At 62.9% G+C, this 25,070-nt stretch carries 24 protein-coding genes; 4 read left to right on the forward strand and 20 right to left on the reverse strand.

The genetic code is table 11. From position 1 onward, the window contains the following. Window positions 1-147 precede the first annotated feature (147 nt). From betA to betI, 3 genes are all read right to left on the reverse strand, one after another. Window positions 148-1,842, reverse strand: a complete 1,695-nt coding sequence (gene betA / locus AC0SZ7_RS02415) for a choline dehydrogenase (RefSeq protein WP_475502820.1) — start codon at window positions 1,840-1,842, stop codon at window positions 148-150. Between the two features lie 154 nt (window positions 1,843-1,996). Continuing rightward, window positions 1,997-3,469 (reverse strand): betaine-aldehyde dehydrogenase, encoded by a 1,473-nt coding sequence (gene betB, locus AC0SZ7_RS02420; RefSeq protein ID WP_475502821.1) that lies wholly within the window; start codon window positions 3,467-3,469, stop codon window positions 1,997-1,999. A 54-nt stretch (window positions 3,470-3,523) separates the two neighbouring features. After that, on the reverse strand, window positions 3,524-4,117 hold the full coding sequence (betI, locus tag AC0SZ7_RS02425; RefSeq protein WP_475502822.1) for a transcriptional regulator BetI: 594 nt from the start codon (window positions 4,115-4,117) through the stop codon (window positions 3,524-3,526). Between the two features lie 334 nt (window positions 4,118-4,451). On the opposite strand from betI, the gene AC0SZ7_RS02430 reads away from it, so the two are divergent. After that, on the forward strand, window positions 4,452-6,011 hold the full coding sequence (locus tag AC0SZ7_RS02430; RefSeq protein WP_475502980.1) for a BCCT family transporter: 1,560 nt from the start codon (window positions 4,452-4,454) through the stop codon (window positions 6,009-6,011). A gap of 76 nt (window positions 6,012-6,087) precedes the next feature. On the opposite strand, the gene choV is transcribed toward AC0SZ7_RS02430, so the two are convergent. From choV to AC0SZ7_RS02445, 3 genes are all read right to left on the reverse strand, one after another. Beyond that, window positions 6,088-7,266, reverse strand: coding sequence for a choline ABC transporter ATP-binding protein (gene choV, locus AC0SZ7_RS02435; protein WP_475502823.1), 1,179 nt, complete (start codon window positions 7,264-7,266; stop codon window positions 6,088-6,090). Then, entirely contained in the window at window positions 7,263-8,108 is an 846-nt protein-coding gene (choW, locus tag AC0SZ7_RS02440; RefSeq protein ID WP_475502824.1) for a choline ABC transporter permease subunit, read from the reverse strand. Before choW ends, choV begins: the two co-directional genes overlap by 4 nt. A 69-nt stretch (window positions 8,109-8,177) precedes the next feature. Beyond that, window positions 8,178-9,125, reverse strand: coding sequence for a choline ABC transporter substrate-binding protein (locus tag AC0SZ7_RS02445; protein WP_475502825.1), 948 nt, complete (start codon window positions 9,123-9,125; stop codon window positions 8,178-8,180). 446 nt (window positions 9,126-9,571) lie between these two features. On the opposite strand from AC0SZ7_RS02445, the gene AC0SZ7_RS02450 reads away from it, so the two are divergent. Together AC0SZ7_RS02450 and gbdR are read left to right on the forward strand one after the other, a co-directional pair. Continuing rightward, entirely contained in the window at window positions 9,572-10,948 is a 1,377-nt protein-coding gene (locus AC0SZ7_RS02450) for an L-serine ammonia-lyase (RefSeq protein ID WP_475502826.1), read from the forward strand. Between the two features lie 376 nt (window positions 10,949-11,324). Further along, the gene (gene gbdR, locus AC0SZ7_RS02455) at window positions 11,325-12,428 is read left to right on the forward strand and encodes a choline metabolism transcriptional regulator GbdR (protein ID WP_475502827.1); all 1,104 of its coding nucleotides are present in this window, start codon (window positions 11,325-11,327) and stop codon (window positions 12,426-12,428) included. A gap of 64 nt (window positions 12,429-12,492) precedes the next feature. Here gbdR and AC0SZ7_RS02460 read toward each other — a convergent pair whose 3' ends face one another. The 9 genes from AC0SZ7_RS02460 to AC0SZ7_RS02500 all read right to left on the reverse strand — a co-directional run bounded on the left by AC0SZ7_RS02460 (window position 12,493) and on the right by AC0SZ7_RS02500 (window position 20,358). After that, a complete protein-coding gene (locus AC0SZ7_RS02460; protein WP_475502828.1) occupies window positions 12,493-13,323 on the reverse strand; it encodes an amidohydrolase family protein in 831 nt (276 codons plus the stop codon). 7 nt (window positions 13,324-13,330) lie between these two features. After that, a complete protein-coding gene (locus AC0SZ7_RS02465; protein WP_475502829.1) occupies window positions 13,331-14,698 on the reverse strand; it encodes an MFS transporter in 1,368 nt (455 codons plus the stop codon). A gap of 166 nt (window positions 14,699-14,864) precedes the next feature. Next, on the reverse strand, window positions 14,865-15,125 hold the full coding sequence (locus AC0SZ7_RS02470) for a hypothetical protein (RefSeq protein WP_475502830.1): 261 nt from the start codon (window positions 15,123-15,125) through the stop codon (window positions 14,865-14,867). A 251-nt stretch (window positions 15,126-15,376) separates the two neighbouring features. Then, window positions 15,377-16,003, reverse strand: a complete 627-nt coding sequence (locus AC0SZ7_RS02475; RefSeq protein WP_475502831.1) for a hypothetical protein — start codon at window positions 16,001-16,003, stop codon at window positions 15,377-15,379. A 29-nt stretch (window positions 16,004-16,032) separates the two neighbouring features. Next, on the reverse strand, window positions 16,033-16,851 hold the full coding sequence (locus AC0SZ7_RS02480; RefSeq protein WP_475502832.1) for a hypothetical protein: 819 nt from the start codon (window positions 16,849-16,851) through the stop codon (window positions 16,033-16,035). Between the two features lie 111 nt (window positions 16,852-16,962). After that, entirely contained in the window at window positions 16,963-17,421 is a 459-nt protein-coding gene (locus AC0SZ7_RS02485) for a thioesterase family protein (protein WP_475502833.1), read from the reverse strand. Next, the gene (locus AC0SZ7_RS02490; RefSeq protein WP_475502834.1) at window positions 17,418-18,383 is read right to left on the reverse strand and encodes an L-carnitine dehydrogenase; all 966 of its coding nucleotides are present in this window, start codon (window positions 18,381-18,383) and stop codon (window positions 17,418-17,420) included. Before AC0SZ7_RS02490 ends, AC0SZ7_RS02485 begins: the two co-directional genes overlap by 4 nt. Window positions 18,384-18,392: 9 nt before the next feature. Beyond that, window positions 18,393-19,280 carry a 3-dehydrocarnitine:acetyl-CoA trimethylamine transferase CdhC gene (cdhC, locus tag AC0SZ7_RS02495; protein ID WP_475502835.1) on the reverse strand — a complete coding sequence of 296 codons (888 nt, stop codon included), beginning with the start codon at window positions 19,278-19,280 and terminating at the stop codon, window positions 18,393-18,395. A gap of 133 nt (window positions 19,281-19,413) precedes the next feature. After that, window positions 19,414-20,358, reverse strand: a complete 945-nt coding sequence (locus AC0SZ7_RS02500) for a choline ABC transporter substrate-binding protein (protein WP_475502836.1) — start codon at window positions 20,356-20,358, stop codon at window positions 19,414-19,416. Window positions 20,359-20,524: 166 nt separating this feature from the next. Here AC0SZ7_RS02500 and AC0SZ7_RS02505 point away from each other — a divergent pair, with 166 nt between their 5' ends. After that, window positions 20,525-21,484, forward strand: a complete 960-nt coding sequence (locus AC0SZ7_RS02505; protein WP_475502837.1) for a GlxA family transcriptional regulator — start codon at window positions 20,525-20,527, stop codon at window positions 21,482-21,484. 143 nt (window positions 21,485-21,627) lie between these two features. Here the strand turns inward: AC0SZ7_RS02505 and AC0SZ7_RS02510 are convergent, their stop codons facing one another. From AC0SZ7_RS02510 to AC0SZ7_RS02530, 5 genes are all read right to left on the reverse strand, one after another. After that, window positions 21,628-21,894, reverse strand: coding sequence for a hypothetical protein (locus tag AC0SZ7_RS02510; RefSeq protein ID WP_475502838.1), 267 nt, complete (start codon window positions 21,892-21,894; stop codon window positions 21,628-21,630). A 342-nt stretch (window positions 21,895-22,236) separates the two neighbouring features. Then, window positions 22,237-22,977, reverse strand: coding sequence for a hypothetical protein (locus AC0SZ7_RS02515; RefSeq protein ID WP_475502839.1), 741 nt, complete (start codon window positions 22,975-22,977; stop codon window positions 22,237-22,239). A 114-nt stretch (window positions 22,978-23,091) separates the two neighbouring features. Beyond that, window positions 23,092-23,511: a DUF3010 family protein gene (locus AC0SZ7_RS02520; RefSeq protein ID WP_475502840.1), complete on the reverse strand. Its 420-nt coding sequence runs from the start codon at window positions 23,509-23,511 to the stop codon at window positions 23,092-23,094. 24 nt (window positions 23,512-23,535) lie between these two features. Continuing rightward, on the reverse strand, window positions 23,536-23,961 hold the full coding sequence (locus AC0SZ7_RS02525) for a lysozyme inhibitor LprI family protein (protein ID WP_475502841.1): 426 nt from the start codon (window positions 23,959-23,961) through the stop codon (window positions 23,536-23,538). A 101-nt stretch (window positions 23,962-24,062) separates the two neighbouring features. Then, entirely contained in the window at window positions 24,063-24,827 is a 765-nt protein-coding gene (locus tag AC0SZ7_RS02530; protein ID WP_475502842.1) for a hypothetical protein, read from the reverse strand. Window positions 24,828-25,070: the final 243 nt, after the last annotated feature.

Raw genomic sequence — 25,070 nt, forward strand, 5'->3', positions numbered from 1 at the left:
GCTTGTGTGGGGGAGTGCCTAGCTTAGGTGGGTGCGGTGATTTGTCGCAAGGGTTTGTCTGGCAACGTGGGAGCTGGCTTGCCAGCGAGCTTCTGAGGCCTCAAAAGCTCGCTGGGACGCCCCCACCCAAGCCAGCTCCCACAAGGGTTACAGGCTGACGGCGCGCAGTGGTGCCTTGCGCACTGGTGCATCACCGGCCACGTAGTAATCCGCCGTGCTGCGCGGCAGCGGCTGGCGGCCACGGATCTTGTCGGCGATTTTCTCGGCCATCATGATCGTCGGCGCGTTGAGGTTGCCGGTGGTGATGATCGGCATGATCGAGGCGTCCACCACGCGCAGGCTTTGCAGGCCATGCACGCGGCCCTGGCCATCGACCACGGCCATCTCGTCGGTGCCCATCTTGCACGAGCACGACGGGTGGAACGCGGTCTCGGCGTGCTCGCGCACGAACTTGTCCAGCTGCTCGTCGGTCTGCACCTCGATGCCCGGGCTGATCTCGCGGCCACGGAACTCGTCCAGGGCTGGCTGCTGCATGATTTCGCGGGTCAGGCGGATGCCGTCGCGGAATTCCTGCCAGTCCTGCTCGGTGGCCATGTAGTTGAAGAGGATGCTCGGGTATTCGCGCGGGTTCTTCGACTTCACCTGCACGCGGCCACGGCTAGGCGAACGCATGGAGCCCACGTGGGCCTGGAAGCCGTGCTCTTTCACACCGTTGCTGCCGTTGTAGTTAATGGCCACCGGCAGGAAGTGGTACTGGATGTTCGGCCATTCGAATTCCGGGCGCGAACGAATGAAACCGCCGGCCTCGAACTGGTTGCTGGCGCCGATGCCGGTGCCGTTGAACATCCATTCGGCGCCGATGGCCGGCTGGTTCCACCACAGCAGCGACGGGTACAGCGACACCGGCTTGGTGCAGGCGTACTGCAGGTACATTTCCAGGTGGTCCTGCAGGTTCTGGCCAACGCCTGGCAGGTCATGCACCACGGGGATGTCCAGGCTCTTGAGCAGGTCTTTCGGGCCCACGCCGGAACGCTGCAGAATCTGCGGCGAGGCGATGGCGCCACTGCACAGCAGCACTTCCTTGCGGGCACGGGCCTCGACCGGGGTGGTGCTTTCGCCCACCAGGTACGCCACGCCCACGGCACGCTTGCCGTCGAACAGAATGCGGTCGGTCAACGCGTGGGTGACGATGGTCAGGGTGTCGCGCTGCTTGGCGGTGTCCAGGTAGCCACGGGCGGTGCTGGCGCGACGGCCCTTGGGCGTCACGGTGCGGTCCATGGGGCCGAAGCCTTCCTGCTGGTAACCGTTGAGGTCGTCGGTGCGCGGGTAACCGGCCTGCACGCCGGCCTCGACCATGGCGTGGAACAGCGGGTTGTTGCCGGCCTTGGGCGTGGTGACGCTGACCGGGCCTTCGCCGCCATGGTAGTCGTTGGGGCCGATGTCACGGGTTTCGGCCTTGCGGAAGTACGGCAGGCAGTCCAGGTAGGTCCAGTCTTCCAGGCCCGGCAGCTTGGCCCAGCCGTCGTAGTCCATGGCGTTGCCGCGGATGTAGCACATGCCGTTGATCAGCGACGAGCCACCCAGGCCCTTGCCGCGGCCGCATTCCATGCGGCGGTTGTTCATGTGCGGCTCGGGGTCGGTCTCGTACGCCCAGTTGTAGCGGCGGCCCTGCAGCGGGAAGGCCAGTGCGGCGGGCATCTGGGTGCGGAAGTCGGCGCGGTAGTCGGGGCCGCCGGCTTCCAGCAGCAGGACGGTGACGCCTTTGTCTTCGGTCAGGCGGGTGGCCAGGGTGTTACCGGCCGAGCCGGCCCCGATGATGATGTAATCGAATTCTTTGGACATTTCTGCTCCCTGTCAAAGTCGTAGGGTGGGCAAATGCCTATGGGATGCTGATATCCGTGGGAGCGGGCTCTGCCCGCGAAAAGGTCGGCGGCGATCCATTCGCGGGCAGAGCCCGCTCCCACAAGATCCCAGTCCCATAGGGGAAGGGGCGGCTTTAGAAGACCGAGGCGTACTCGCCCAGCTCTACCTGGATCGATTTGATCCGGGTGTACTGGTTCAGCGAGCTGATGCCGTTCTCGCGGCCCACGCCCGATTGCTTGTAGCCGCCCACCGGCATCTTCGCGTCGGACTCGCCCCAGGCGTTGATCCAGCAGATACCGGCTTCCAGCTGGTGAATCACGCGGTGCGCGCGGGTCAGGTTCTGGGTGACGATACCGGCGGCCAGGCCGAAGTCGGTGTCGTTGGCGCGGCGGATCACTTCTTCTTCGGTGTCGTAGCCGAGGATGGCCATCACCGGGCCGAAGATTTCTTCACGGACGATGGTCATGTCGTCGCGGCAGTCGGTGAACACCGTCGGAGCCACGTAGGCGCCCTGGGCGAACTCGCCCTCGGTCAGGCGCTGGCCGCCGCACAGTACGCGGGCGCCTTCTTCCTTGCCCTTGGCGATGTAGCCCAGCACGCTTTCCATGTGGGCGAAGCTCACCAGCGGGCCGAAGTTGGTGTTTTCGTTCTGCGGGTTGCCGACGCGGATGCGCTGCACGCGCTCGACGATCTTGGCTTCGAAGGCGGCTTTCAGGGCGTTGGGCACGAACACGCGGGTGCCGTTGGTGCACACCTGGCCCGAGCTGTAGAAGTTGGCCATCATGGCGATGTCGGCGGCGCGGTCCAGGTCGGCGTCGTCGAAGATGATCAGCGGGCTCTTGCCGCCCAGTTCCATGGTCACTTCCTTCAGCGAGCTGCTGGAGGCGCTGGCCATGACCTTCTTGCCGGTGTCGGTGCCGCCGGTGAAGGAGATTTTCTCGATGCGCGGGTGCTCGGTCAGCCAGCTGCCCACTTCGCGGCCGCTGCCGGTCAGCACGTTGAACACGCCTGCTGGCAGGCCAGCCTCGGTGTAGATCTCGGCCAGCTTGAGGGTGGTCAGCGAAGTCACTTCGCTGGGCTTGAAGATCATCGCGTTGCCGGCGGCCAGGGCCGGTGCCGATTTCCACAGGGCGATCTGGATCGGGTAGTTCCAGGCGCCGATGCCCACGGTCACGCCCAGCGGCTCGCGGCGGGTGTAGACGAACGAGGTGTCGCGCAGCGGGATCTGCTCGCCTTCGATGGCCGGCACCAGGCCTGCGTAGTATTCCAGCACGTCGGCACCGGTGACGATGTCCACGTAGCGGGTTTCCGAATAGGCCTTGCCGGTGTCCAGGGTTTCCAGCGCGGCCAGCTCGTCGTTGCGCTCACGCAGGATGTCGACGGCGCGGCGCAGGATGCGCGAACGCTCCATGGCGGTCATGGCGGCCCAGACTTTCTGGCCCTTTTCGGCGCTGACCACGGCGCGCTCCACGTCGGCTTCGGTAGCCCGTTGCACTTGGGCAAGGACTTCGCCGTTGGCCGGGTTGATGGCGTCGAAGGTGGCGTCGCTGGAAGCGTCCACGTAACCGCCGTCAATGTAGAGTTTTTGCAGTTCGAAACGGGCCATAGTGTCCTCGCAAGTGCTTGTCTGGGTAGCTGGGCAGATGCGAGCGGCGTACCGCTAGTTCATCTGCTTCGCCAGTTGCTGATCCATGTATTCGTAGGCGATTTGCTGCGCCTGGTCAGTGTCAAAGGCGTCGCCCGAGAGCGCGCCGCGCAACCACAGGCCGTCGATCAGTGCAGCCAGCCCGCGGGCGGCGCTGCGTGCCTGTTCCTGCGGCAATGCGCGGCGGAACTGGCAGCACAGGTTGGAATACAGGCGGTGGTCGTTGATCCGCTGCAACCGGTGCAATGACGGCTGGTGCATGCTGGCGGCCCAGAAGGCCAGCCAGGTTTTCATTGCCGGGCCGTTGACCTGGCTGGCGTCGAAGTTGCCTTCGATGATCACCTGCAGGTGGGCGCGGGGGCTTTCGTCCCCCAGTGCCTGGCGCCGGGCCCGGACGTTTTCGATCAGGGCGTTCATCAGGTAGCGCATGGTCGCTGCGATCAGGCCGTTCTTGTCCTGAAAGTAGTGACTGATGATTCCGTTCGACACACCCGCCAGGCGGGCTATCAGCGCAATGCTGGCATCTGCCATGCCGACCTGGTCTACCGCAAGCAACGTGGCTTCGATCAACTGCTGGCGGCGTATGGGCTGCATACCGACCTTGGGCATTGAAAACTTCTCCTTTGGCCTTGCGACGGACAGCAAGCCGCCCGTCTCGGCGAAGACCAGTCTATTTTGTTTTGATTGAACGTTCAATCAACAAAGAATAAGCTCTGCGACAATTTGTGCCATTGACATGCTTTGCGGGCGTCCTGATGGCACAAATGGCACCCCTGAAAAAATCGAGGTGCTTTATATCACTCCTTGGCGTGTGGGCATTGCTCCATTCGCCTAAGGAATGAGTCCTTGTGTGTCCTTCTCTCGCACTGCCTGGAGCATCTGTGCCATGAGTTCTGCCTCCTTGATCAAGAACCCCACCGAAAGGGTTCGGCTCAACCCCGTCGTGTTCTATGCGTCGACGATTCTGATACTGCTGCTGACCGCGGTGCTCATCGCCGCACCCCAACAGGCCGGGCATTTGCTGGGCGTGGCCCAGGAATGGCTGTCGAAGAGTTTTGGCTGGTACTACATGCTGGTCATCGGCGCCTACCTGGTGTTCGTGGTGGCGCTGGCCTTCACCTCGTTCGGCAAACTCAAGCTGGGGACCAAGGACGACACCCCTGATTTCAGCTACGGCGCGTGGGCCGGCATGCTGTTCTCCTCGGGCATCGGTATTTCGCTGCTGTATTTCGGCGCTTCCGAGCCGCTGGACCACTTCTTCAACCCGCCCGAGGGCGTTTCGGCCAGCCATGAAGCCGCTCGTCAGTCCATTCAGCTGACGTTCCTGCACTGGGGCCTGCACGGCTGGGCGATCTACGCATTGGTGGGCCTGGCGGTGGCGTATTTCGCCTACCGCCACAACCAGCCGCTGGCGCTGCGTTCGGCGCTGTACCCGCTGGTCGGCCAACGCTGGGTCAAGGGCCTGGCGGGCGACGCGGTGGATGGTTTTGGCATGTTCGTGACCCTGCTGGGCCTGGTGACCAACCTGGGTATCGGCGCCATGCAGGTGTCCTCGGGGCTGGAGCACCTGTTCGGCATGCAGCACAGCAACACCAACCTGCTGATTGTGATTCTGGTGATGAGCACGGTGGCTACCATTGCCGCGGTGTCGGGCGTGGAGAACGGCATTCGCCGGTTGTCCAACCTCAACATTGTGTTGTTCAGCGGCCTGCTGATTTTCGTGCTGCTGGCGGGTAATACGCTGCACCTGCTCAACGGCTTTATCCAGAATATCGGCGACTACCTGAACGGCGTGGTGCTGAAGACCTTCGACCTGTACGTGTACACCGGCGACACTGCCAAGTCCGAACGCTGGCTGGGCCTGTGGACCCTGTTCTACTGGGCGTGGTGGATTTCCTGGGCACCGTTCGTGGGCATGTTCATTGCGCGCATTTCCCGTGGGCGCACGGTGCGGGAACTGATCTTCGGCGTGCTGCTGATTCCGCTGGGCTTCACCCTGGCCTGGCTGTCGGTGTTCGGCAACACCGCGCTGGACCTGGTGATGAACCAGAATGCGCTGGAGTTGGGCAAGACGGCGCTGGAACAGCCTTCGATGGCCATGTACCAGTTGCTGGACCATTACCCGGCGTCGAAGATTGTCATCGGCGTGGCTATTTTCGTCGGCTTTGTGCTGTTCCTGACGCCCGCCGATTCCGGCGCGGTAATGATGGCCAACCTGTCGTGCAAAGGCGGCGACGTGGATGAAGATGCCCCTCACTGGTTGCGTATCCTCTGGTCGGCGATCATCACGTTGGTGACCATCGGCCTGCTGTTCGCAGGCAACTTCGAAGCCATGCAGACCATGGTGGTGCTGGCGGGCCTGCCGTTCTCGGTGGTGCTGGTGCTGTTCATGTTCGGCCTGGTGAAGGCCATGAAGCAGGACGCGAAAGAGGAAGAAGACCGCCTGGAACAGATGCAGGCGGAGTTGCTGGCGCTGGGTGGGCGGGAGTTTATCCGCCGTTGATTGGGGGGCTGTGGACGCGGCCTGCGGCCGCTGCTACGGGGATATGTGTAGCAGCGGCCGCAAGGCCGCGTCAGGTTCACCCCCGGTTCTTTCCCAGCAACGCGTGGTACAGCTCGCTGTCACCCAGGATACCCACCACCCGGTTGCCATCCTGCAACACCAGCTTGTTGCCGGTGTGGTAACGGATCTGCAGCGCGTCGCGCATGCCGATATCAGCGCCCACCAGCGTTGGCTGGCGCCCCAGGCCTTCCACGGCCTGCCCCGGTACCCAATTCTGCAGGTCCAGCACCCCGGCGCCCTGGCGCGCACCCTTGATGGTGTTGCCCTCGGCCAGGTCTATCCATGAATCGCCACCCGGGTCCAGGCACACCGAACCGTTGATGCGCTTGCAGTTGTCCAGTGTGCGCATCAGGCTGCGGCCGCACAGCACGTTCAGCGGGTTGGTGTGGGCGACGAAGGTACGCACGTAGTCGTCGGCGGGGTTGAGCACGATTTCTTCGGGCTTGCTGTACTGGATGATCTTGCCGTCTTTCATGATGGCGATACGGGTGCCCAGTTTCAGCGCCTCGTCCAGGTCGTGGCTGACGAAGACGATGGTCTTGCTCAGCTTGTTCTGCAGGGCCAGCAGTTCATCCTGCAGGCCCTGGCGAATCAGCGGGTCGAGGGCCGAGAAGGGTTCGTCCATCAACAGAATGTCGGCGTCCATGGCCAGGGCGCGGGCCAGGCCGACCCGTTGCTGCATGCCGCCGGACAGCTCGTCGGGCTTCTTGTTGCGCCATTGGGTCAGGCCCACCAGTTCCAGCTTCTCATCCACCAGCTGGCGCCGTTCCTTCTCAGGGCGGCCCTGCATTTCCAGGCCGAAGCTGATGTTTTCACGCACCGTCAGCCAAGGCATCAGGGCGAACTTCTGGAACACCATGGCGATGCGCTTGGTGCGCATCAGCTTCAGTTCGGCAGGGGTGCAGTTGGCGATGTCGATCTGCGCGCCTTCGTGCTCGATGAACAGGTTGCCGCGGCTCACCGTGTTCAAGCCGTTGATGCAGCGCAGCAGGCTGGACTTGCCCGAGCCCGACAGGCCCATCAACACGCAGATCTCGCCCTTGTTGATGTCCAGGCTGGCTTTTTCCACGCCCACCACCTGGCCGGTTTTCTTCAGGATCTGGTCTCTCGACAGGCCCTGGTCCAGCAGGCTGAGGGCCTCGCGCGGTTTGTTGGAGAAGACGACGTCTACCTTGTCGAAGCGGATTATGCTCATGCGTCACCCCCTACTTTTGCATCGGGTTGTTTGCAGATACGGTCGAGCATGATCGCCAGCAGCACGATGGCCAGGCCCGCTTCGAAGCCCAGGGCGATATCGGCGGTGTTCAGTGCGTTGACCACGGGTTTGCCCAGGCCGTCGGCGCCCACCAGGGCGGCGATCACCACCATCGACAGCGACAGCATGATGCATTGGGTAATGCCGGCGGCGATGCTCGGCATGGCGTGCGGCAGTTCAATGCGCGACAGCAGCTGGCCACGGGAGCAACCGAAGGCCTTGCCGGCGTCCAGCAGTTCGTGGGGCACGTCGCGGATGCCCAGGTAAGTCAGGCGGATGGGCGCGGCAATGGCGAACACCACCGTGGAAATCAGCCCCGGCACCACGCCCAGGCCGAACAGAGTGAGGGTTGGGATCAGGTACACGAAGGTCGGTACGGTCTGCATCAGGTCGAGCACGGGCCGCATCATGGTGTAGAACATCGGCTTGTGCGCCGCGACGATACCCAGCGGCACGCCGATGGCCACGCACACCAGGGTGGCGAACAGCACCTGGGCCAGGGTTTCCATGGTTTCCTGCCAGTAGCCAAGGTTCAGGATCAGCAGGAAGGACAGCACCACGAAGGCGGTCAGCCCCCACTTTCGCTGGATGAAGTGTGCCAGCGCGGCTATCAGGAATATCAGGGCGAATGGGTTGAACCAGGTCAGGCAGAACGTCAGGCCATGGATCATTGCTTCGAGGGAGGAGGAAATAGCATCGAAGGTGCTGGCGCCGTGTCGCGTCAGCCAGTCGACGAAGCTGGCGATGTATTGGCCCAGCGGGATTTTATGATCAGTCAGCATGGTAGTGAACGTCCGCATGCGAGTTGAAAGAACGGCTTGCGGCGGGCGCACCCGCCGCAAGTTCTGCGGTTACTGCGTCAGCTTGGCTTTTGCGGCTTCCAGGCCTGGTTTGCCATCCACGGTGGTCACGCCCGCCAGCCAGGTGTCGAGCACCTGGGGGTTTTTCTTCAGCCACGCCTTGGCGGCGGCGTCAGGCTTCATTTTGTCGTCGAGGACGTTGCCCATCAGTGAGCTTTCCATCGGCAGGGTGAAGGCCAGGTTCTTCAGCAATTGGCCCACGTTGCTGCATTCCTGGGTGTAGCCCTTGCGCACGTTGGTGTAGATGGTGGCCTGGCCGAAGTTGGGGCCGAAGTAGTCGTCACCGCCGGTCAGGTACTTGATCTTGAAGCGGGTGTTCATCGGGTGCGGTTCCCAGCCCAGGAACACCACGTCGGTGCCGCGACGGTTGGCGCGGTCCACCTGGCTGAGCATGCCGGCTTCGCTGGACTCCACTACCTTGAAGCCTGCGTCTTTCAAGCCGAAGGCGTTCTTGTCGATCATGCTCTGGATCAGGCGGTTGCCGTCGTTGCCCGGTTCGATGCCGTAGATCTTGCCGTCCAGTTCCTTCTTGAATTTGACGATGTCGCCGAAGTCATGCAGCCCCTTGTCGTACAGCGCCTGGGGCACGGCCAGGGTGTACTTGGCGTTCTCAAGGTTGGCGCGCACGGTTTCCACGGTGCCGGCATCACGGTATGGCTTGATGTCGTTTTCCATGGTCGGCATCCAGTTGCCGAGGAATACGTCCATGTTCTTGCCGTCGGCCAGGGACTTGTAGGTCACCGGCACGGAAATCATGGTGGTGTTGGTCTTGTAGCCCAGCGACTGCAGCACGGCGCTGGTGACTGCCGTGGTGACGGTGATGTCGGTCCAGCCGACGTCGGAGAAATTGACGGTGTTGCATTGGGCCGGTTCTGCGGCGTGGGCCAGCATCGGCAGACTCAACATGGCGGCCAACAACAACGATGGTGAACCTTTCATGGGGTTGCGCTCCTGGATGTTTTTTCTCGGGCGGCCTGCTCAGGCTGACCCGCTTTCTGGTCGCGGTTGGGTGGCGGGCGGTGCGCTGCTCGGACAGCGCTAACCGGGTGCCTTGCAATCGAGTCGAGAATGATCATGGACCAGTGAAAATCCCGCGCCTACAGGGGGGGTCGTAACCAGTACATAGGGAGTCGCTTCCAGTGCCGGTGACGTCGCTTACAGATTTTCCGCACTCTGCAAGCGTGATTCTTGACCAGCGGCATGGCTGAAAACGCCTTCCTGGGGGCGCAGGCGTTGCTGGGCATGAGCAAGTCGGTTGCAGACGTCGAGCCCTGCGCCGCAAGGCCGATGATGAAGGCAATCCGGCGCACGCGGCTCAAGCGTAGCAGTTGCGCCAGCGGCCGCCCGTGGCGGCCCGGTCTGCCCAATTCAGGAGGTGCGCGGCAATGGCAATCAGTGTGTTTGACCTGTTCAAGATCGGCATCGGGCCGTCCAGCTCCCACACGGTGGGGCCCATGCGCGCCGCCGCGCTGTTCGTGCAGGGCTTGCGCGAACGCGACGAGCTGCAACAGGTGCAACGCGTGGAGGTGCGCCTGTACGGCTCGCTGTCGGCCACAGGCGTTGGCCATGGCAGCGACAACGCCGTGATCATGGGCCTGATGGGCGAATGGCCGGACGCGGTGGACCCCACCACCATCAGCCTGCACATCGCCACCCTGCGCGAAACCGACACCCTGCAACTGGGCAATGAGCGGCCGATTCCGTTCGTGTGGCAGCGCGACATGCTGCTGCTGGACGAAAACCTGCCGTACCACCCCAACGCCATGACCCTGATTGCCGAAGGCCCGCACGGCGAGCTGCACCGCGACACCTACTATTCGGTGGGCGGCGGCTTCGTGGTGGACTCGGCCCAGGCCGCCAGCGGCGTGCTGGACGCCGACAACACCGTGCTGCCCTACGACTTCGACACGGCGGTGGAATTGCTGGAGTTGTGCGAGCAAAACGACCTGCGCGTGTCGCAACTGATGATGGCCAACGAGAAGACCTGGCGCAGCGAGGAAGAAATTCGCGCCGGCCTGATGAAGCTCTGGCGGGCCATGCAGGACTGTGTGGAGCACGGTCTCAAGCACGAAGGCATTTTGCCCGGCGGCCTCAACGTGCGCCGCCGCGCCGCGCGCCTGCACCGAAGCCTGCAGGAACTGAACAAGCCCAATGTCATCGGCTCCACGCTCAGCGCCATGGAGTGGGTGAACCTGTTCGCCCTGGCGGTGAACGAGGAAAACGCCGCCGGCGGGCGCATGGTGACTGCGCCCACCAACGGTGCGGCGGGCATCATCCCGGCGGTGCTGCATTACTACATGAAGTTCAGCGACGAGGTCAGCGAGGCCAACGTTGTCGACTACCTGTTGGCGGCTGCGGCCATCGGCATCCTGTGCAAGAAAAACGCCTCCATCTCTGGCGCCGAGGTGGGTTGCCAGGGTGAAGTGGGCTCGGCCTGTGCCATGGCCGCCGCCGGCCTGGCGGAAATTCTGGGGGCCACCCCGGCGCAATTGGAAAACGCCGCCGAGATCGGTCTGGAACACAACCTGGGGCTGACCTGCGACCCGGTGGGCGGCCTGGTGCAGGTGCCGTGCATCGAGCGCAATGCCATTGCCGCGGTGAAGGCCATCAATGCCGCGCAAATGGCCCTGCGGGGCGACGGGCAGCACTTCATCTCGTTGGACCGGGTGATCCGCACCATGCGCGACACCGGCGCCGACATGCACGACAAGTACAAGGAAACTTCACGCGGCGGCCTGGCGGTGAGTGCCATCGAATGCTGAACCTGCGCCGTTTTTGTTCACCGGCCAGCGCGCCCGCAACCTTTTGGCGCGCGATGCTGAACTGACGGGCTCAACCGGCGGCCGGTCCTGGCCGCCGCACCCCCGTGCCAGGGGTGACATTCCCTGGGCGCTTCCCGCCCGTCGCTTCCCACAAAGTGCTACCGAATTGCTCACAGCCCTTGAGGGCTGCCATGGGTGTCATATTGCCATCTGCGGCAACTGGCCGCAGAGCGACGTCGTTTTCAGGATTTATTGAATAGCCATTCAACTTTAGGCATGGCATTTGCGTTGTCATTGCAAAGCCCTCCTGCGAGCAGGGCCATAAGAAGAGCCTCCGCCTGAGGCCATCACCCGCTTTGAGTGAGGAGATACCGCGATGACGTCGTTCAACTCCGGGGCCCAACCCCAGACCCGTACGCCTCAATCCATCGGCTTTCTGCTGCTGGATAATTTCACGCTGATTTCCCTGGCCTCTGCAGTAGAACCCCTACGCATGGCCAACCAATTGTCCGGCCGCGAGCTGTATCGCTGGACCACCCTGAGCGTGGACGGCGGGCAGGTCTGGGCCAGCGACGGCCTGCAGATCACCCCGGATGCGGCGATGCACAAGGCCCCCGCCCTGGACACCATCATTGTCTGTGGCGGCATTGGCATTCAACGTACCGTGACCCGCGAGCACGTGACCTGGCTGCAGAGCCAGGCGCGCCAGTCCAAGCGCCTGGGCGCGGTGTGCACCGGCAGCTGGGCGCTGGCCTGCGCCGGCCTGCTCGATGGCTTCGATTGCAGCGTGCACTGGGAGTGCCTGGCGTCCATGCAGGAAGCTTTCCCGCGGGTGGCCATGAGCACGCGCCTGTTCACCCTCGACCGCAACCGCTTCACCAGTTCCGGTGGCACCGCGCCGCTGGACATGATGCTGCACCTGATCAGCCGCGACCACGGCCGCGAGCTGTCGGCGGCCATCTCGGAAATGTTCGTCTACGAGCGTATCCGCAACGAGCAGGATCACCAGCGCGTACCGCTCAAGCACATGCTGGGCACCAATCAGCCGAAGCTGCAGGAAATAGTCGCGCTGATGGAGGCCAACCTGGAAGAGCCGATCGACCTGGATGAGCTGGCGGTCTATGTGTCGGTGTCGCGCCGGCAGCTGGAGCGGCTGTTCCAGAAATACCTGCACTGCTCGCCGTCGCGCTACTACCTCAAGCTGCGCCTGATTCGCGCCCGGCAGCTGTTGAAGCAGACGCCCATGTCGATCATCGAAGTGGCGTCGGTGTGCGGCTTCGTGTCCACGCCGCACTTCTCCAAGTGCTACCGCGAATACTTCGGCATTCCGCCACGCGACGAGCGCGTCGGGTCCAACACTGCCCAGCAGGTGGCGATGATGCCTATTCCGCAGGCCATGGTGCTGGCGCCGTTGTCAGGGCCGATGTCGGCGCTTAGCCAGGCGCGCAACGAATCGACGTTTGCCAGCGTGCGTATTTAGCCCTCGGACGCGGCCTGCGGCCGCTGCTACGGACCTGTAGCAGCGGCCAAAGGCCGCGTCACGATCACCCGGTAAACCCAAACACCCGCTTCGGCGTGCTCCACAGGAGCTGCTCGCGCACCTTCTCATCCGGGAACAACTGCTCCACCAGCAGCAACAGACTGCCGATGTCCATGCGCTCGTTGGCGCGCAGGAACGGCCAGTCCGACCCCCACATGCAGCGCTCGGCGCCAAACGCCTGCAGCAGCGCCAGCTGGTAGGGATGGCCGTCGGCCCACGGGTACGCCTGGCGGGAAAACTTCGACAGCCCCGAGAGCTTCACGAAGGCACGTTCCTTGTCTGCCAGCGACAGCAGCGCCTGGAACGCCGGCTGGGCCAGCCCCGCCGTCAGGTCCGGGCGGCCGCTGTGGTCGATCAGCAGCGGCGTGCGGTTGCGCGTCAGCAACGGCATCAGCGCGGGCAGTTGGTCGTCCATCACCTGCACCTGGGCAAACAGGTCCAGCTCGGCCAGCCGGCCCATCAGCCCATCCACGTCAAGGAACGGCGCGGTGCCGAGCATGGCCACGTTGAAGGCAATGCCCACCACGCCTTGTTCCTTGAGCGCGGCCAGCTCTTCACTGCCGATGGTCAGCGGCACCACGGCAATGCCCTTTGAGCGCCCGGGGTTTTCCGCCAGGGCTGCCAGCAGGCAGCGGTTGTCGGTGTTGTAGCCCGAGGTGGGGCCGACAATCAGCGAGTGGCGAATGTTGTAGGCCTGCATCACCGCGCCGTACTGCAGCGCGGTGCCCAGTTCATGCCCGGCGGGGCGGTACTGGGTGTCGGCGACGTAGGGGAACTGCACCGGGTCGAAGATGTGGTGGTGGCAGTCGATCTTGGGTTGGGTCAGTACACTCATGAATCACTCATTGGCTAGGCGCTTCTACCGCGCGTGGCGCGGCGCGGGTGGTCGCAGGTTCGGCTACGGCGTTGCGGTGGTTGACGATGGCCAGCGCGGCGAACAGGGCAGGGATCGACAACACGATGAAGATACTGGTGGTGCCCGGGAATGCGCCCAGCAGGAGGCCGCCCAGGGACGAGCTGATGATAGCGCCGCTGCGGCCGATGCCGTGCATCCAGCTGACACCGGTGGCGCGCATTTCCGTGGGGTAGAAGGTTGGGGAGAAGGCTTGCAGGCCGGTTTGCGCGCCGTTCACGCACATGCCGCTGACGAACACCAGCATGCCCAGCACGGCAGGGCCGAAGCCGAAAATACCCTCGGCCAGCAGGCAGCACATGCCCAGCAGGTAGAACAGGCCGATGACTTTCTTGCGCGACTTGAAGTGGTCCATCAGGCTGCCCACCAGCAGGCCACCCAGGGTGCCGCCCAGTTGGAACAGGCCGGCGGTGATGGCGGCTTTCTCCAGGCTCAGGCCACCGGCGCGCATGATGGTGGGCAGCCAGCCGTTGAGCAGGTAAATCACGAACAGGCCCATGAAGTAGGTCAGCCACAGCATTAGCGTGCCGTGGGCGTAGCCGTTGGAGAACAGCTTGAACACCTGGGCCTTCTTGTCCAGGGCCGGCGTCTTGAGGGTAAAGCGCGTGCCCTCGGCAAACGCGCCGCCCATGCGCCGCAGTATGTCGCCGATGCTGCCCTGGGCGTGGTTGCGCACCACCATGTACAGCGCCGATTCGGGCAGCAGCCACACCAGCAGCGGCAGCACCACCAGCGGGCAGATACCGCCCAGCAGCAGCACCGATTTCCAGCCGCCCACCGGCAGCAGGCCGGCAGCGACGAAGCCGCCGGCGCCAGAGCCGATGTTGAAGCCGCAGTACATCAGGGTAATCAACAGGCCGCGACGGCGTTCGGGCATGTATTCCGACACCAGGGTCACGCAGTTGGGCATCACCGCGCCCAGGCCCAGGCCGGTGAGGAAGCGCAGCAGGGCCATTTCATAGGGGTTGCGGGCGAAGGTGCACATCACGCTGAACAACGCGAAGCAGAAGATCGACACCAGCAGCACGCGCTTGCGGCCCAGGCGGTCGGAATAGGGGCCGGCCACCAGCGCGCCGATAGCCACGCCGAACATTGCCGCACCCAGTATCAGGCCCATCTGCGCGGGCGCCAGGCCCCAGTCCTGCACCAGGGCGGGGGCAATGAAGCCCATCACCGCGGCGTCGTAACCGTCGAACAGAATGATCAGCGAGCACAGTGCGAGCACCAGCCACTGGTAGGGGGAAATGGCGCGTGAGTCGATCCACGCCTTGACGTCTACAGCAGGGCGGTTGTTCATCGGCATACTCTCTTTCTTGTCATGGCGCCGGAGCGCTGTAGGAAAGAAGTTACGACTGGATCAACGGGCCGTCTGCCGCGAAACGGTTATGCGGGTATGTGTTTTGTTTATGTCGGAAGACAAGGAAGGCGTCTGGCCCGCGGGTCGCGGGCCAGCAGACAGGGTTTCAGGCGCGCGATTGCTGGAATTGGGCGAGGGCGGGCAGCAGTTGCTTGTCGATGGCCTGGCGCACGGCCGGCAGGATGGTGGCGCTGCCGGTCAGCAATTGCTCGACCATTTTGCGCAAGGCCTTGGCACGTGCCTCGCTGAGCCCGCGCACGGCACATTCGCAGGCTTGCTCGGCGCTGGCGCCGGCGGGCATCTCGAAGCCCAGGGCCTTGAGTTGGCCGAGCAGGTCATCCTGGTCAATCAGATCCACGTGCATCATGAGGCGAGTCCTTTGGTGAGGGGCTTTGCGCCGATTCTGTAAGCGCTCGAACGGCGCGGCAAGGGGCGATCGTCGCCATGGCCGCGGTGGGCATGAGCGTGTCGTTTTCGGCTAAATCCAGGGGGGCGGGGCAGGGCACACTGGCATCGGCTTCCAGCGTGCGGGTCTGGTCACCTTCGACGCGCTGTTCGCAGCACACTGCGCCCCGATCCGGATACGGCTGGATCGGGGCTTTTTTTCATGGTGCGGTGTCAATCCTTGGCGGGGGATGCCAGGTGGCGCAGGTTACGCGCCACGTAAGCCCCTACTGAGCTTTGCAGCTGCGCGCTCATGTCCCAGAAGTCTGCAGCGATGCGGTAGCGGGTGCAGCTGAGCTGTAACAAGCCTGGCGCTTCCTGCTCGCTTTCCGTGCCCAGGGCCACTACGGCAGCGCGATACACTGCAGTGATGACACTGGCCTGAAGCTCAGACTCCACCACCGCCAGTACCAGCGAACCTGCGGGTGTCGGGTTGAACAATACGGGTGGTGCGTCACGACTCATCAACTGGCCGATGAGCTCACTGATGGCCAGGGCTTGCTCGCCCGGCAAATGCAGGTTCGCAAAGCTTTGCAGCGTGGGCGCTGCCGCCCATGGAAGCTCATCGTCGATGGACTGTTCCAGCAACTGTTCCTTCACTTTTACCCACCCCAGGTTGCCCAGTACCCGCGACTGCGAGAGACCCCAACGGTTGGCGGGCTTCGCCACCTGTTGCTGGTCCGCCATTATCTGCGCGAACACCAATGCCTGTATCAACGTGTCACGTTGAGCTGGGGGCACAGTGCTTATAACGGCGGCAGTGCGCGAGCAAATGAATCCATCATGTTTCGAACCGTCCATGGTATCCCTCCGGTCATGTCAAGGCGCACTCAGGATTCTTTTTCGTCGCTGTCCGGAAGTTTGATCTGCGAAAATTGGTTCTTGGCGTTCTTTTTCAACCAGCGGCTCACTTCCTGGCGAAGCTCGTCGTCATAGTCTTCACGAATAAACAACAGGCGTTGTGCGCTGCCGTAGATTTCAATTTTGGATTTGTTCCAGGAGACGAACAGGACTTTGCCTTTGTTAATGGAACTTTTGAAGTAAGTGCATGCCAGCAGTACAACGCAACTACCATTTGTCCTTTCTGCCGCAGGCATCATCTGGAAATTGGCACCTACGGTATTGGAACTCTGTTTCTCAAAAATACCCAGAGGCTTTGGGTCGTCCTTCAGGCCCGCCACGGCATCTCTCATCGTTTGCAGCATTATCTGGCCGGCCTTGCCCGCCCCGAATGCTGCACCACCCAGCAGTTCAAGCGCCACTGCATCCACTTTGATCGAGGTATCGCTGGTACCAAGATCCTTGAAACCGAAGCTCTGGAGGCCAAGGCCCAGCGTGGTCATCATCTTCGAATAATGTATGTACCAGTTGCGGGTATCGGTTTCTTGGCCGGCCTTGCTGTCGGCATACGCGACGGCATAGCGGCCCATGTTGTTCAGGTCGCGTTCGTTGGCCAGCGACAGTTCACCCTCGTAGCTATTGATGTTGTTGCCCGCTACCACGGCGCGGCGTTCGTCTTCCACGGGAAGGTAGTCATCCTCGTCAAATTTGTTGAGGACACCGAAATCAGACGTCGGCAGGTCGGGAAGCGCCATGGTCTGGAAGTCGGCCAAACGTTCGGTGATGGAACTTTCGTTGGTAATCAGCATGGTGTAGCCCTCATGAATATAGTGGGTGCGAAAGTTTTCTTTCACGGGGGTCACATTAGGGTATGCATGAGGGCTGAACGAGATGGAAGTTTGATCATTATTGCCAGGGAACTACTGGCGCTTTTTTAAACTAATGGTTCTTGCACTGTATTCCGGTATTGGCAAATGGCTGCTCTGCTCCAACCACTGGCCGAGGCTGACCAGTGTCGACGCACTGAAAGGGGTGGCCTGTGGACCTTGCAGGTCAACGTGCAACAACATTTGCTCGTTCGCGGCCACGGCTGCCTCTTGCCCCGCTGCAAGCAGGCAGTGATACAGCTGCACGCGCTTGTTGTCGTGGGCAATCACCCGGGTGTGAACTTCCACAGCCGTGCCCACCTTCACCTCATGCAGATAATTGAGGTGGCACTCCAGGGTAAACAGCGAGCGCTGGTCGCGCTGTGGGTCGATGCCCACCGCAGCCATGAACGCATCAGTCGCATAACTGAAAATCAGCAGGTAGAAGGCATCGCGCAGATGCCCGTTGTAATCCACCCACTCTTCCAGCACCGGCGTGCGGTAGGTGATCATTCGGCGAACTCCATGCCGTGTTTCGCCTTGGTGGCGCGTACGGCTTCCAGCACGGCCAGCAGGCAATCGTCGCGGTAGCGTTCGAGGGCGGCGATGCTGTGGTTGCCCAACTGCTCGGTGGTGCCGTCTACCACGTCATCAATCAGCTTGTTGGTCAGCTCTGGCGCCGGCAGGTAGGTCCAGGGCAGCTTCAGGGCGGGGCCGAACTGGGTCATGAAGTGGCGCATGCCGGCATCGCCGCCTGCCAGGGTGTAGGTCAGGAAAGTACCCATGAACGACCAGCGCAGGCCGGCGCCGAAGCGGATGGCGTCATCGATTTCGCCGGTAGTGGCCACGCCGTCGTTGACCAGGTGCAGGGCCTCGCGCCATAGCGCTTCGAGCAAGCGGTCGGCAATGAAGCCGGGGACTTCCTTGCGCACATGCAGCGGGCGCATGCCCAGGGATTCATACACTTGCATGGCGGCCTGCACGGCTTCCGGCGCGGTCTGCCGGCCGCCCACCACTTCCACCAGTGGCAGCAGGTACACCGGGTTGAACGGGTGGCCCACCACGCAGCGTTCCGGGTGGCTCGCGCCTTCATAGAACTCGCTGGGCAACAGCCCCGAAGTGCTGGAGCCGATCAGCGCATCAGGCTTGGCGGCAGCGCTGATTTTCGCGTGCAACTCCAGTTTCAGCTCAAGGCGTTCGGGCGCGCTTTCCTGGATGAAATCGGCGTTGCGCACGCAGGCCTCGATGGTGTCCACAAACTGCAGGCGCTCCTGCGAGGCGCCGGGCGCCAGGCCGTTCTGCACCAGGGCTGGCCAGGCATTGGCAACTCGCTGGCGCAACGCGGCTTCGGCGCCCGGTGCCGGGTCCCAGGCCACCACGTCCAGGCCGTGGGCCAGGGCGCGGGCCACCCAGCCGCTGCCGATGACGCCGCTGCCCAGCGCGGCGAAGGTCTTGATCTCGGTAATGAAGGTCATGGCGGTTCCTTATGTGCGACGGGTCAGGTTCATCTTCGCGCGGCCCTCGGCCGGGGTAAGCACGCGGGCACCCAGGCGGGTGAGGATCTCGGTAGCGCGTTCCACCAGTTGGCCGTTGCTGGCAAGCACGCCTTTCTCCAGCCACAGGTTGTCTTCCAGGCCCACGCGCACGTTACCGCCCAGCAGCACCGCCTGCGCGGCCATGGGCATCTGCATGCGGCCGATGCCGAAGCCTGCCCACACAGCGTCTGCCGGCAGGTTGTCGACCATCGCCTTCATGGTGGTGGTGTCGGCCGGCGCGCCCCACGGAATGCCCAGGCACAGCTGAAACAACGGGTCGTGCAGCAGGCCTTCCTTGATCATCTGCTTGGCGAACCACAGGTGGCCGGTGTCGAAAATTTCCAGCTCGGCTTTCACGCCCAGCTCGGTGATGCGCTTGGCGCCGGCGCGCAGCTGCGCCGGCGTGGAGACGTAAATGCTGTCGCCGTCGCCAAAATTCAGGGTGCCGCAGTCCAGGGTGCAGATCTCCGGCAGCAGCGCTTCCACGTGCGCCAGGCGGGCCAGCGGGCCGACCAGGTCGGTATTGGGGCCGAATTCCATGGGTGTCTCGCCCGGGCCTATCTCCAGGTCGCCGCCCATGCCGGCGGTGAGATTGACGATGATGTCGATGTCCGCCTCGCGGATGCGCTCCATCACTTCGCGGTACAGCGCCACGTCGCGGCTGAACTTGCCGGTGTGCGGGTCACGCACGTGGCAGTGCACCACGGTGGCGCCGGCTTTGGCGGCTTCCACGGCGGCAGCGGCGATCTGTTGCGGGGTGATGGGTACCAGGTGGCTCTTGCCGGTGGTGTCACCGGCACCGGTGAGGGCGCAGGTGATGATCACGTCGTGGTTCATGTTGTCTCCTTGAATTACAGGCGCACGTCTCCCGTAGGAGCCGGCCTTGGCCGCGATGGCATCACCGCTGTGCCTGGTGGTGCGCGGTGGCTGCATCGCGACCAAGGTCGGCTCCTACAAGAAACGGGTTCAGTCAGCGGTTGGTAGTGAGTTGCAGGTTCTGTTCAGCCGGCTTGCCGTCGAAGGTAGTCACGCCCGCCAGCCAGCGCTTCTGGTCTTCGGGGTGTGCCTGGAGCCAGGCCTTGGCAGACGCCAGGGCGTCCTTGTGGTCCAGCAGCGGCTGCATCATGCGGCTCTCGTCTTCGGCGCTGAAGGTCAGGTTGGTCAGCAGCTTGTCCACGTTGGGGCAGCGGCTGGCGTAGTCCGGCGCGGTTACCGTCCACACCGTGGCCATGCCCTCATTGGGGCCCAGGGCGCCGTCGCTGCCACTGAGGTAGGTCATCTTCAGGTTGACGTTCATCGGGTGCGGCGCCCAGCCGAAGAACACGATGGCCTCGTTGCGCTGGGTGGCGCGGGTCACCGCCGAGAGCATGCCGGCCTCGCTGGACTCCACCAGCTGAAAGCCGCCCAGGCCGAACTGGTTCTTGGCGATCATGTCCTTGATCTGCTTGTTGGCGCCCGAACCGGGCTCGATGCCGTAGATCTTGCCGCCCAGCTCTTTCTTGAATTTGGCTATGTCGCTGAAGGTTTTCAGGCCCTTGTCGGCCAGGTAGCTGGGCACGGCCAGGGTCGCGCGGGCGTCCTTAAGACTCGGTTCGGCCAGCACCTTCACCTGCTGCTGTTCCACGAACGGCGTGATGGTCTGGGTCATCAGCGGGTTCCAGTAGCCCAGGAACAGGTCCAGGCGCTGGTCGCGGATGCCGGCGAAGATGATCTGCTGCGAGGCGCTGGTCTGTTTGGTCTGGTAGCCCAGGCCGTCGAGCAGCACCTGGGTCAGGGCGCTGGTGGCCATTACATCGGTCCAGTTGACCACGCCAAGGCGTACGTTCTTGCAGCTTTCGGGTTCGGCGGCCTGGGCGGCCGACAGCATCGCGGTACTGGTGAGCATCAGCAGACAGCAGCTGATCAGTCTTTTCATGATGGCTCCTCTCGCGGCAGTTTCTAGTTATTGGGGGGAGGGCGTCTGCGCACCCTGGACAACAAGGTAGCCTGCCGCACGCGGGGAAATTCGCACTGCGGCGACCCGCACTTGCACAGTGGCGACCTGCGGCGTATTAACGAGGCTTCCCTGCACGAGAGCGGCCATGGCCCAGGACTATTACTTCCTCTTGCTACCCGGTTTTTCCGCCATCGGCTTCATCTCCGCGGTAGAGCCCTTGCGCGTGGCCAATCGCTTTCGCGGCGAGCTGTACCGCTGGCATGTGCTGAGCCTGGACGGCGGGCCGGTGCTGGCCAGCAACGGCATGTCGGTGAACGCCGACGCCGCGCTGGAAGCTCTGGGCCCCGGCGCTACCTTGCTGGTGGTTGCCGGCTTCGAGCCGCTCAAGGCCTTCACCCCGGCCTTGCAGCAATGGCTGCGGCGCCTGGATCACGCCGGCGTGGCCCTGGGCGGTATCGACACCGGCGCCTTCGTGCTCGCCAAGGCCGGCCTGCTCGACGGCTACCGCGCCACCCTGCACTGGGAGGCGCTGGACGCCTTCAAGGAAACCTTCCCGCAGCTGGACGTTACCCAGGAACTGTTCGAGATTGACCGGCGGCGCATCACGTCCGCCGGCGGCACTGCATCCATCGACCTGATGCTTGACCTGATCGCCCAGGCCCATGGCAGCGCCCTGGCTATCGAGGTGTCGGAGCAGTTCGTGGTGGGGCGTATTCGCCCGCGCAAGGACCACCAGCGCATGCAGATCGCTTCGCGCTATGGCGTCGGCAACAAGAAGCTGGTGCAGGTGATTGGCGAGATGGAGCAGCACACCGAGCCGCCGCTCAGCACCCTGGCCCTGGCGGAAGGCATCAACGTCACCCGCCGGCAGTTGGAGCGGCTGTTCAAGCTGCACCTCAACGACACGCCCAGCGCCTTTTACCTGCGCCTGCGCCTGGAAAAAGCCCGGCAACTGCTGCGCCAGACAGGCATGAGCGTGCTGGAGGTGAGCCTTGCCTGCGGGTTCGAGTCGGCGTCGTATTTCACCCGCAGCTACCGCGCGCGGTTTGGGCGGTGCCCGCGGGAGGAGCGGCGCAAGGAGGGGGTGGTGAGAGGTGAATTATAGTCAATTATACTCCTGACTATAATTTATAGTTTGGCAGATAATTTTGTATAAAAACGCGCGCGTCCCCGTAGCAGCTGCCGCAGGCTGCGTCCCAGGCGCCGCGATCCTGCAGGCACGCCGCCGGACGCCGCCTTCGGCAGCTGCTACGCGGGTAGGGTTTGGCCGTTCAGCAGGGCCTGGACCAGGCCGCGGGCGGTGTCGATTTGCTGGGCGAGTGACAGCGCCAGGCCGTGGGCGGTGTCGCCGGGGCATTCGGTGAGTTCGAAGGCGCAGGCTTCGGCGCCCTTGAGCAAAACGCTCAGGTGCGCCAGGGCATCCTCGGCGTTGAAGCCTGGGGTGATGGTGAAGAGGGGGAGGTTGTTGGCGTCGAGATGGCCGAAGGTGGCGGTCCCGGTTTGGCAGTTGTTCATTTGCTATCTCTCTCGCAGAGGCTGGCACCTTCCTTCTCACGGGATAGGTGGCAGCTGTTCGCGGGGTGAGAAACCGGGAGATAGAACCGGCCAGGCATAAGCCCGCCCGCGAGCAGCTGCCATTACTGGCTGCCTTTCGCGATCTACCTCCGGGTTCTCACACCCGGCCGTCAGGATTGACGACGGACGGGAGAGTAGCATCGACCCCCGGGGGACTCGTGTCAGGCATTTCCGATCATACAGTAGTCCCGTTCCCAATCCCCCCCGTAGCAGCTGCCGCAGGCTGCGTCCGGGCGCCCGGGACTCTGCAGGTACGCCGCCGGACGCAGCCTGCGGCAGCTGCTACAGGCGTATCTGTTCCCACAGATAACGGGTCAGTTTTTCAAGTGCGGGCTCGACGACCTCGATCATGGTGTCGAATTGATCAAGGCTCAGCCGCGTCTCCACCCCTACGCCGAAGCTCGCCTCGAAGCTGTCCGCGCCACGCCACCATTTGCCGTCGGAACGCCCCGCCTCCGCGCTGCGCAGGAATACTGCCCCCAGTTTGATGTGGGGCGTCCCTTTCTGGGAGCGCACCGCGTTGTACTGGAAACCGTATTGCTTGGAGCTGTCACTGAGCATGGCCACGGCCCGTGGGGATTTCTTCAAGCCTTCCTGGACGCGGTCGACAAGTGGGGAAGCTTCTGCGCAGTCGATTTTGCTGAAAATGGTCTGGAGTACGGCTTCCAGGCTGGGGTTAGGCGGCATCTGCGATTGACGCAATTCGGTGCCCCAAACCGCGCGCCATCCCAGGCTCCGCAAGGTTGCCATGTACTCGTCTTCCCATTGCCGCGAGCCGATGGCGTGGCGATCGCTGGCTACCAACTGTGCGAGGTGGGTGCACAGCATCACCCCCCTGAGGTGCTCGTCGAGGAGGCCCTGATTGGCGGCCAGCACCCCGCTACCCATCACCAGACCCATGTCGCGGGCCTCGGCGCTGGGGAGCGCTTGTTGAATGCCGGCGGCCTGGGGAGCCATGGGAAGGTTGAGGGTGGCGACGAAGGTTTCTAGCTGATCACGGTACTGCTGCACTGACTGGTTCATGCTGGGTGCTCGCTACTTGCCGGTGGCAGTCCTCCATGGACGGCCGGTGGCTCAACCTAGGCCAGTGGCAGGCTGGGCGGCATCGGGTAAGCCTGCCTGCACGCAATGGTAGGGTTAGCGGGTTTTCAGCAGCAGGGCGCAGGCCGCCTTGTAGGCGTCGTGCTGGTACTTGTTCAGCGAGGCGGGCAGGGCGAGGTCGTGTTTCTTCGCCTGGGCGTTGATGGTCTGCGGCGACACCAGCTGCACGTCGCAGCCTTCCAGCAACTGCAGGATGCCTTCGATCTTGAAGGTGGTGGGGCCGCCGGCGAACTCGCCTTTCTTGCTGCGCTTCTTGATGGCCAGGTGGGTGATGCCGTTGGCGCTGACGAACTCGGCCAGCTGACGGGCGAAGGCTTTCACCTGCGCGGCATCCTCATCGTCGTCCAGGGCCAGTTTCTTGAGCGGCAAAGCCAGGTGCTCAAGGGTGCCGCTTGCGTGGCTGGCCAAGGCGAAGATGGCTTCGCTGGCCTTGATGTCGATACCGCAGATTTTCATAAAATGCCTTGGTGAAAGAGGGGCTTACTGCTCGGGCACGTCGCCTTCATCACCCGGGTTGGCCAGGGTCTGAAGGTACTCGGACCGTTCGTCGCTCTTCTGCGCGATGCAGTCGTCCTGGGCAGTAGTGAACTCCGGGGTGTTTGGCTTGGCTTCGAAGGTCTCGATGGCGCAGTCGGCGTCGCGGGTCTTTTCCCACTGGGCCTGGGCGGCGGTAATCAGGTCCTTCATTTTCGCCTGCTTGGCAGGTTCGCCGCTGAAGTTGGTCTTGGCGCGGTCGAGCAGGTCCTTGTAGGCGTCCTTCAGCTCGCTTTCGGCGGTTTTCTTGTTGTACGCCGAGCAGGCCAGGCTGGCCTTGCTGTCGTCAACGTTATCGCAGGGGGTAGGGCCGTCTTCAGCCGCGTGAGCGCCGAGGGAAGCCAGAGCCAGTACCAGTAACCAAGATTTCATGTGCGAGATCCCCGCCAAGATGTGCAGAACAATGGCGGGGATTTTGGCGCACGGCGGGCGTAAATAACAGGGGCCGAACCGTTAAATAGCCTGAATGCCGTTTAAAGGCGGATTGCCTCTATCAACCGCCGCCTAAGGTCCCTCAATGCAGGGCCGACTACTTCCATCAATGTGTCCAGCTTGTCCAGTTTCAGGGTTAATGCAAAACCTGTACCCACACGCCCCACCGCCTCGGGCTCATGGAAATTTTGCCGTATCATCTCCACGAGCGTCAGTTTTCCTGGAACAGTAACGAATACGCTACCTAGAACCAGTTTGTTGTCCTTGGCAAGGGTGGGGATCGGCAAAATATTCAAGAAAAACGCGGAATTCAGTTCAAGTAGTTTCAGCGCTTTCGGCGAACTTTCCAGCTTCGCAATACTCAGTCCTACCAACTCTTCCGCATCGTTGCACCGGATCTGTCTAGTTACCTGCTGCGCAATTCCGCCGACCGTAGCATTTTTTCCGACTGCGCCTCCGTAGACATTCGTACGCTCGGTTACCTCCCACCCCAGCTCCACCAAGGTGTTTTCATAGACCTTTCGCCAGCCCGACGTTTCAATTCGATACTTCTCACTGGCTAGCAGCGTTGCCAGATAAGTACACATCATCATCCCCTCCAGTATCTCGTCGGAGAGCCCCTTTCTGACGGCCATCAGCTCATTTTCCACCACCATTGCCATGTCGTTTTTGCGCGCGCTGGGGGTTGGGTTGCTGGCGAGTATCGTCTCGCCGTTACCCGTTGCAGCGTACAAGGGGTTGTCGGCAAGGGCGCTAATGAACCTTTCCAAAGCTTGGCGATAACGTTCTTTTTCTAAGGGTGTCATGTTCTGCCTCCTGGCATTGGGACGCCGACCGAACGATCGACTTACGCCCACGCTAGGCGGAATGAGGGCGCGCAGGAACGGGACAATGCGCCCCGTTCGGCAATTGTTCTGCGCCACAACGGCCCCCACCGCCGTATTTGAACAACTGCGCGTCGCCTTGACGCTTTCAACAAACCCCCTGTCGTTTTTGCATCCGGCTGCCGCGGCGCGCAGGCATATGCTGGCTCCAAAGCGCCGGCAGAC

It is taken from the genome of Pseudomonas sp. JC1203, assembly GCF_056175065.1.

Excerpts from the sequence above, each read along its gene's own strand:
- betA (WP_475502820.1), bottom strand. The coding sequence starts at position 1,842 with ATGTCCAAAGAATTCGATTACATCATCATCGGGGCCGGCTCGGCCGGT.
- betB (WP_475502821.1), bottom strand. The coding sequence starts at position 3,469 with ATGGCCCGTTTCGAACTGCAAAAACTCTACATTGACGGCGGTTACGTG.
- betI (WP_475502822.1), bottom strand. The coding sequence starts at position 4,117 with ATGCCCAAGGTCGGTATGCAGCCCATACGCCGCCAGCAGTTGATCGAA.
- choV (WP_475502823.1), bottom strand. The coding sequence starts at position 7,266 with ATGAGCATAATCCGCTTCGACAAGGTAGACGTCGTCTTCTCCAACAAA.
- choW (WP_475502824.1), bottom strand. The coding sequence starts at position 8,108 with ATGCTGACTGATCATAAAATCCCGCTGGGCCAATACATCGCCAGCTTC.
- AC0SZ7_RS02445 (WP_475502825.1), bottom strand. The coding sequence starts at position 9,125 with ATGAAAGGTTCACCATCGTTGTTGTTGGCCGCCATGTTGAGTCTGCCG.
- AC0SZ7_RS02450 (WP_475502826.1), top strand. The coding sequence starts at position 9,572 with ATGGCAATCAGTGTGTTTGACCTGTTCAAGATCGGCATCGGGCCGTCC.
- gbdR (WP_475502827.1), top strand. The coding sequence starts at position 11,325 with ATGACGTCGTTCAACTCCGGGGCCCAACCCCAGACCCGTACGCCTCAA.
- AC0SZ7_RS02460 (WP_475502828.1), bottom strand. The coding sequence starts at position 13,323 with ATGAGTGTACTGACCCAACCCAAGATCGACTGCCACCACCACATCTTC.
- AC0SZ7_RS02465 (WP_475502829.1), bottom strand. The coding sequence starts at position 14,698 with ATGAACAACCGCCCTGCTGTAGACGTCAAGGCGTGGATCGACTCACGC.
- AC0SZ7_RS02470 (WP_475502830.1), bottom strand. The coding sequence starts at position 15,125 with ATGATGCACGTGGATCTGATTGACCAGGATGACCTGCTCGGCCAACTC.
- AC0SZ7_RS02475 (WP_475502831.1), bottom strand. The coding sequence starts at position 16,003 with ATGGACGGTTCGAAACATGATGGATTCATTTGCTCGCGCACTGCCGCC.
- AC0SZ7_RS02480 (WP_475502832.1), bottom strand. The coding sequence starts at position 16,851 with ATGCTGATTACCAACGAAAGTTCCATCACCGAACGTTTGGCCGACTTC.
- AC0SZ7_RS02485 (WP_475502833.1), bottom strand. The coding sequence starts at position 17,421 with ATGATCACCTACCGCACGCCGGTGCTGGAAGAGTGGGTGGATTACAAC.
- AC0SZ7_RS02490 (WP_475502834.1), bottom strand. The coding sequence starts at position 18,383 with ATGACCTTCATTACCGAGATCAAGACCTTCGCCGCGCTGGGCAGCGGC.
- cdhC (WP_475502835.1), bottom strand. The coding sequence starts at position 19,280 with ATGAACCACGACGTGATCATCACCTGCGCCCTCACCGGTGCCGGTGAC.
- AC0SZ7_RS02500 (WP_475502836.1), bottom strand. The coding sequence starts at position 20,358 with ATGAAAAGACTGATCAGCTGCTGTCTGCTGATGCTCACCAGTACCGCG.
- AC0SZ7_RS02505 (WP_475502837.1), top strand. The coding sequence starts at position 20,525 with ATGGCCCAGGACTATTACTTCCTCTTGCTACCCGGTTTTTCCGCCATC.
- AC0SZ7_RS02510 (WP_475502838.1), bottom strand. The coding sequence starts at position 21,894 with ATGAACAACTGCCAAACCGGGACCGCCACCTTCGGCCATCTCGACGCC.
- AC0SZ7_RS02515 (WP_475502839.1), bottom strand. The coding sequence starts at position 22,977 with ATGAACCAGTCAGTGCAGCAGTACCGTGATCAGCTAGAAACCTTCGTC.
- AC0SZ7_RS02520 (WP_475502840.1), bottom strand. The coding sequence starts at position 23,511 with ATGAAAATCTGCGGTATCGACATCAAGGCCAGCGAAGCCATCTTCGCC.
- AC0SZ7_RS02525 (WP_475502841.1), bottom strand. The coding sequence starts at position 23,961 with ATGAAATCTTGGTTACTGGTACTGGCTCTGGCTTCCCTCGGCGCTCAC.
- AC0SZ7_RS02530 (WP_475502842.1), bottom strand. The coding sequence starts at position 24,827 with ATGACACCCTTAGAAAAAGAACGTTATCGCCAAGCTTTGGAAAGGTTC.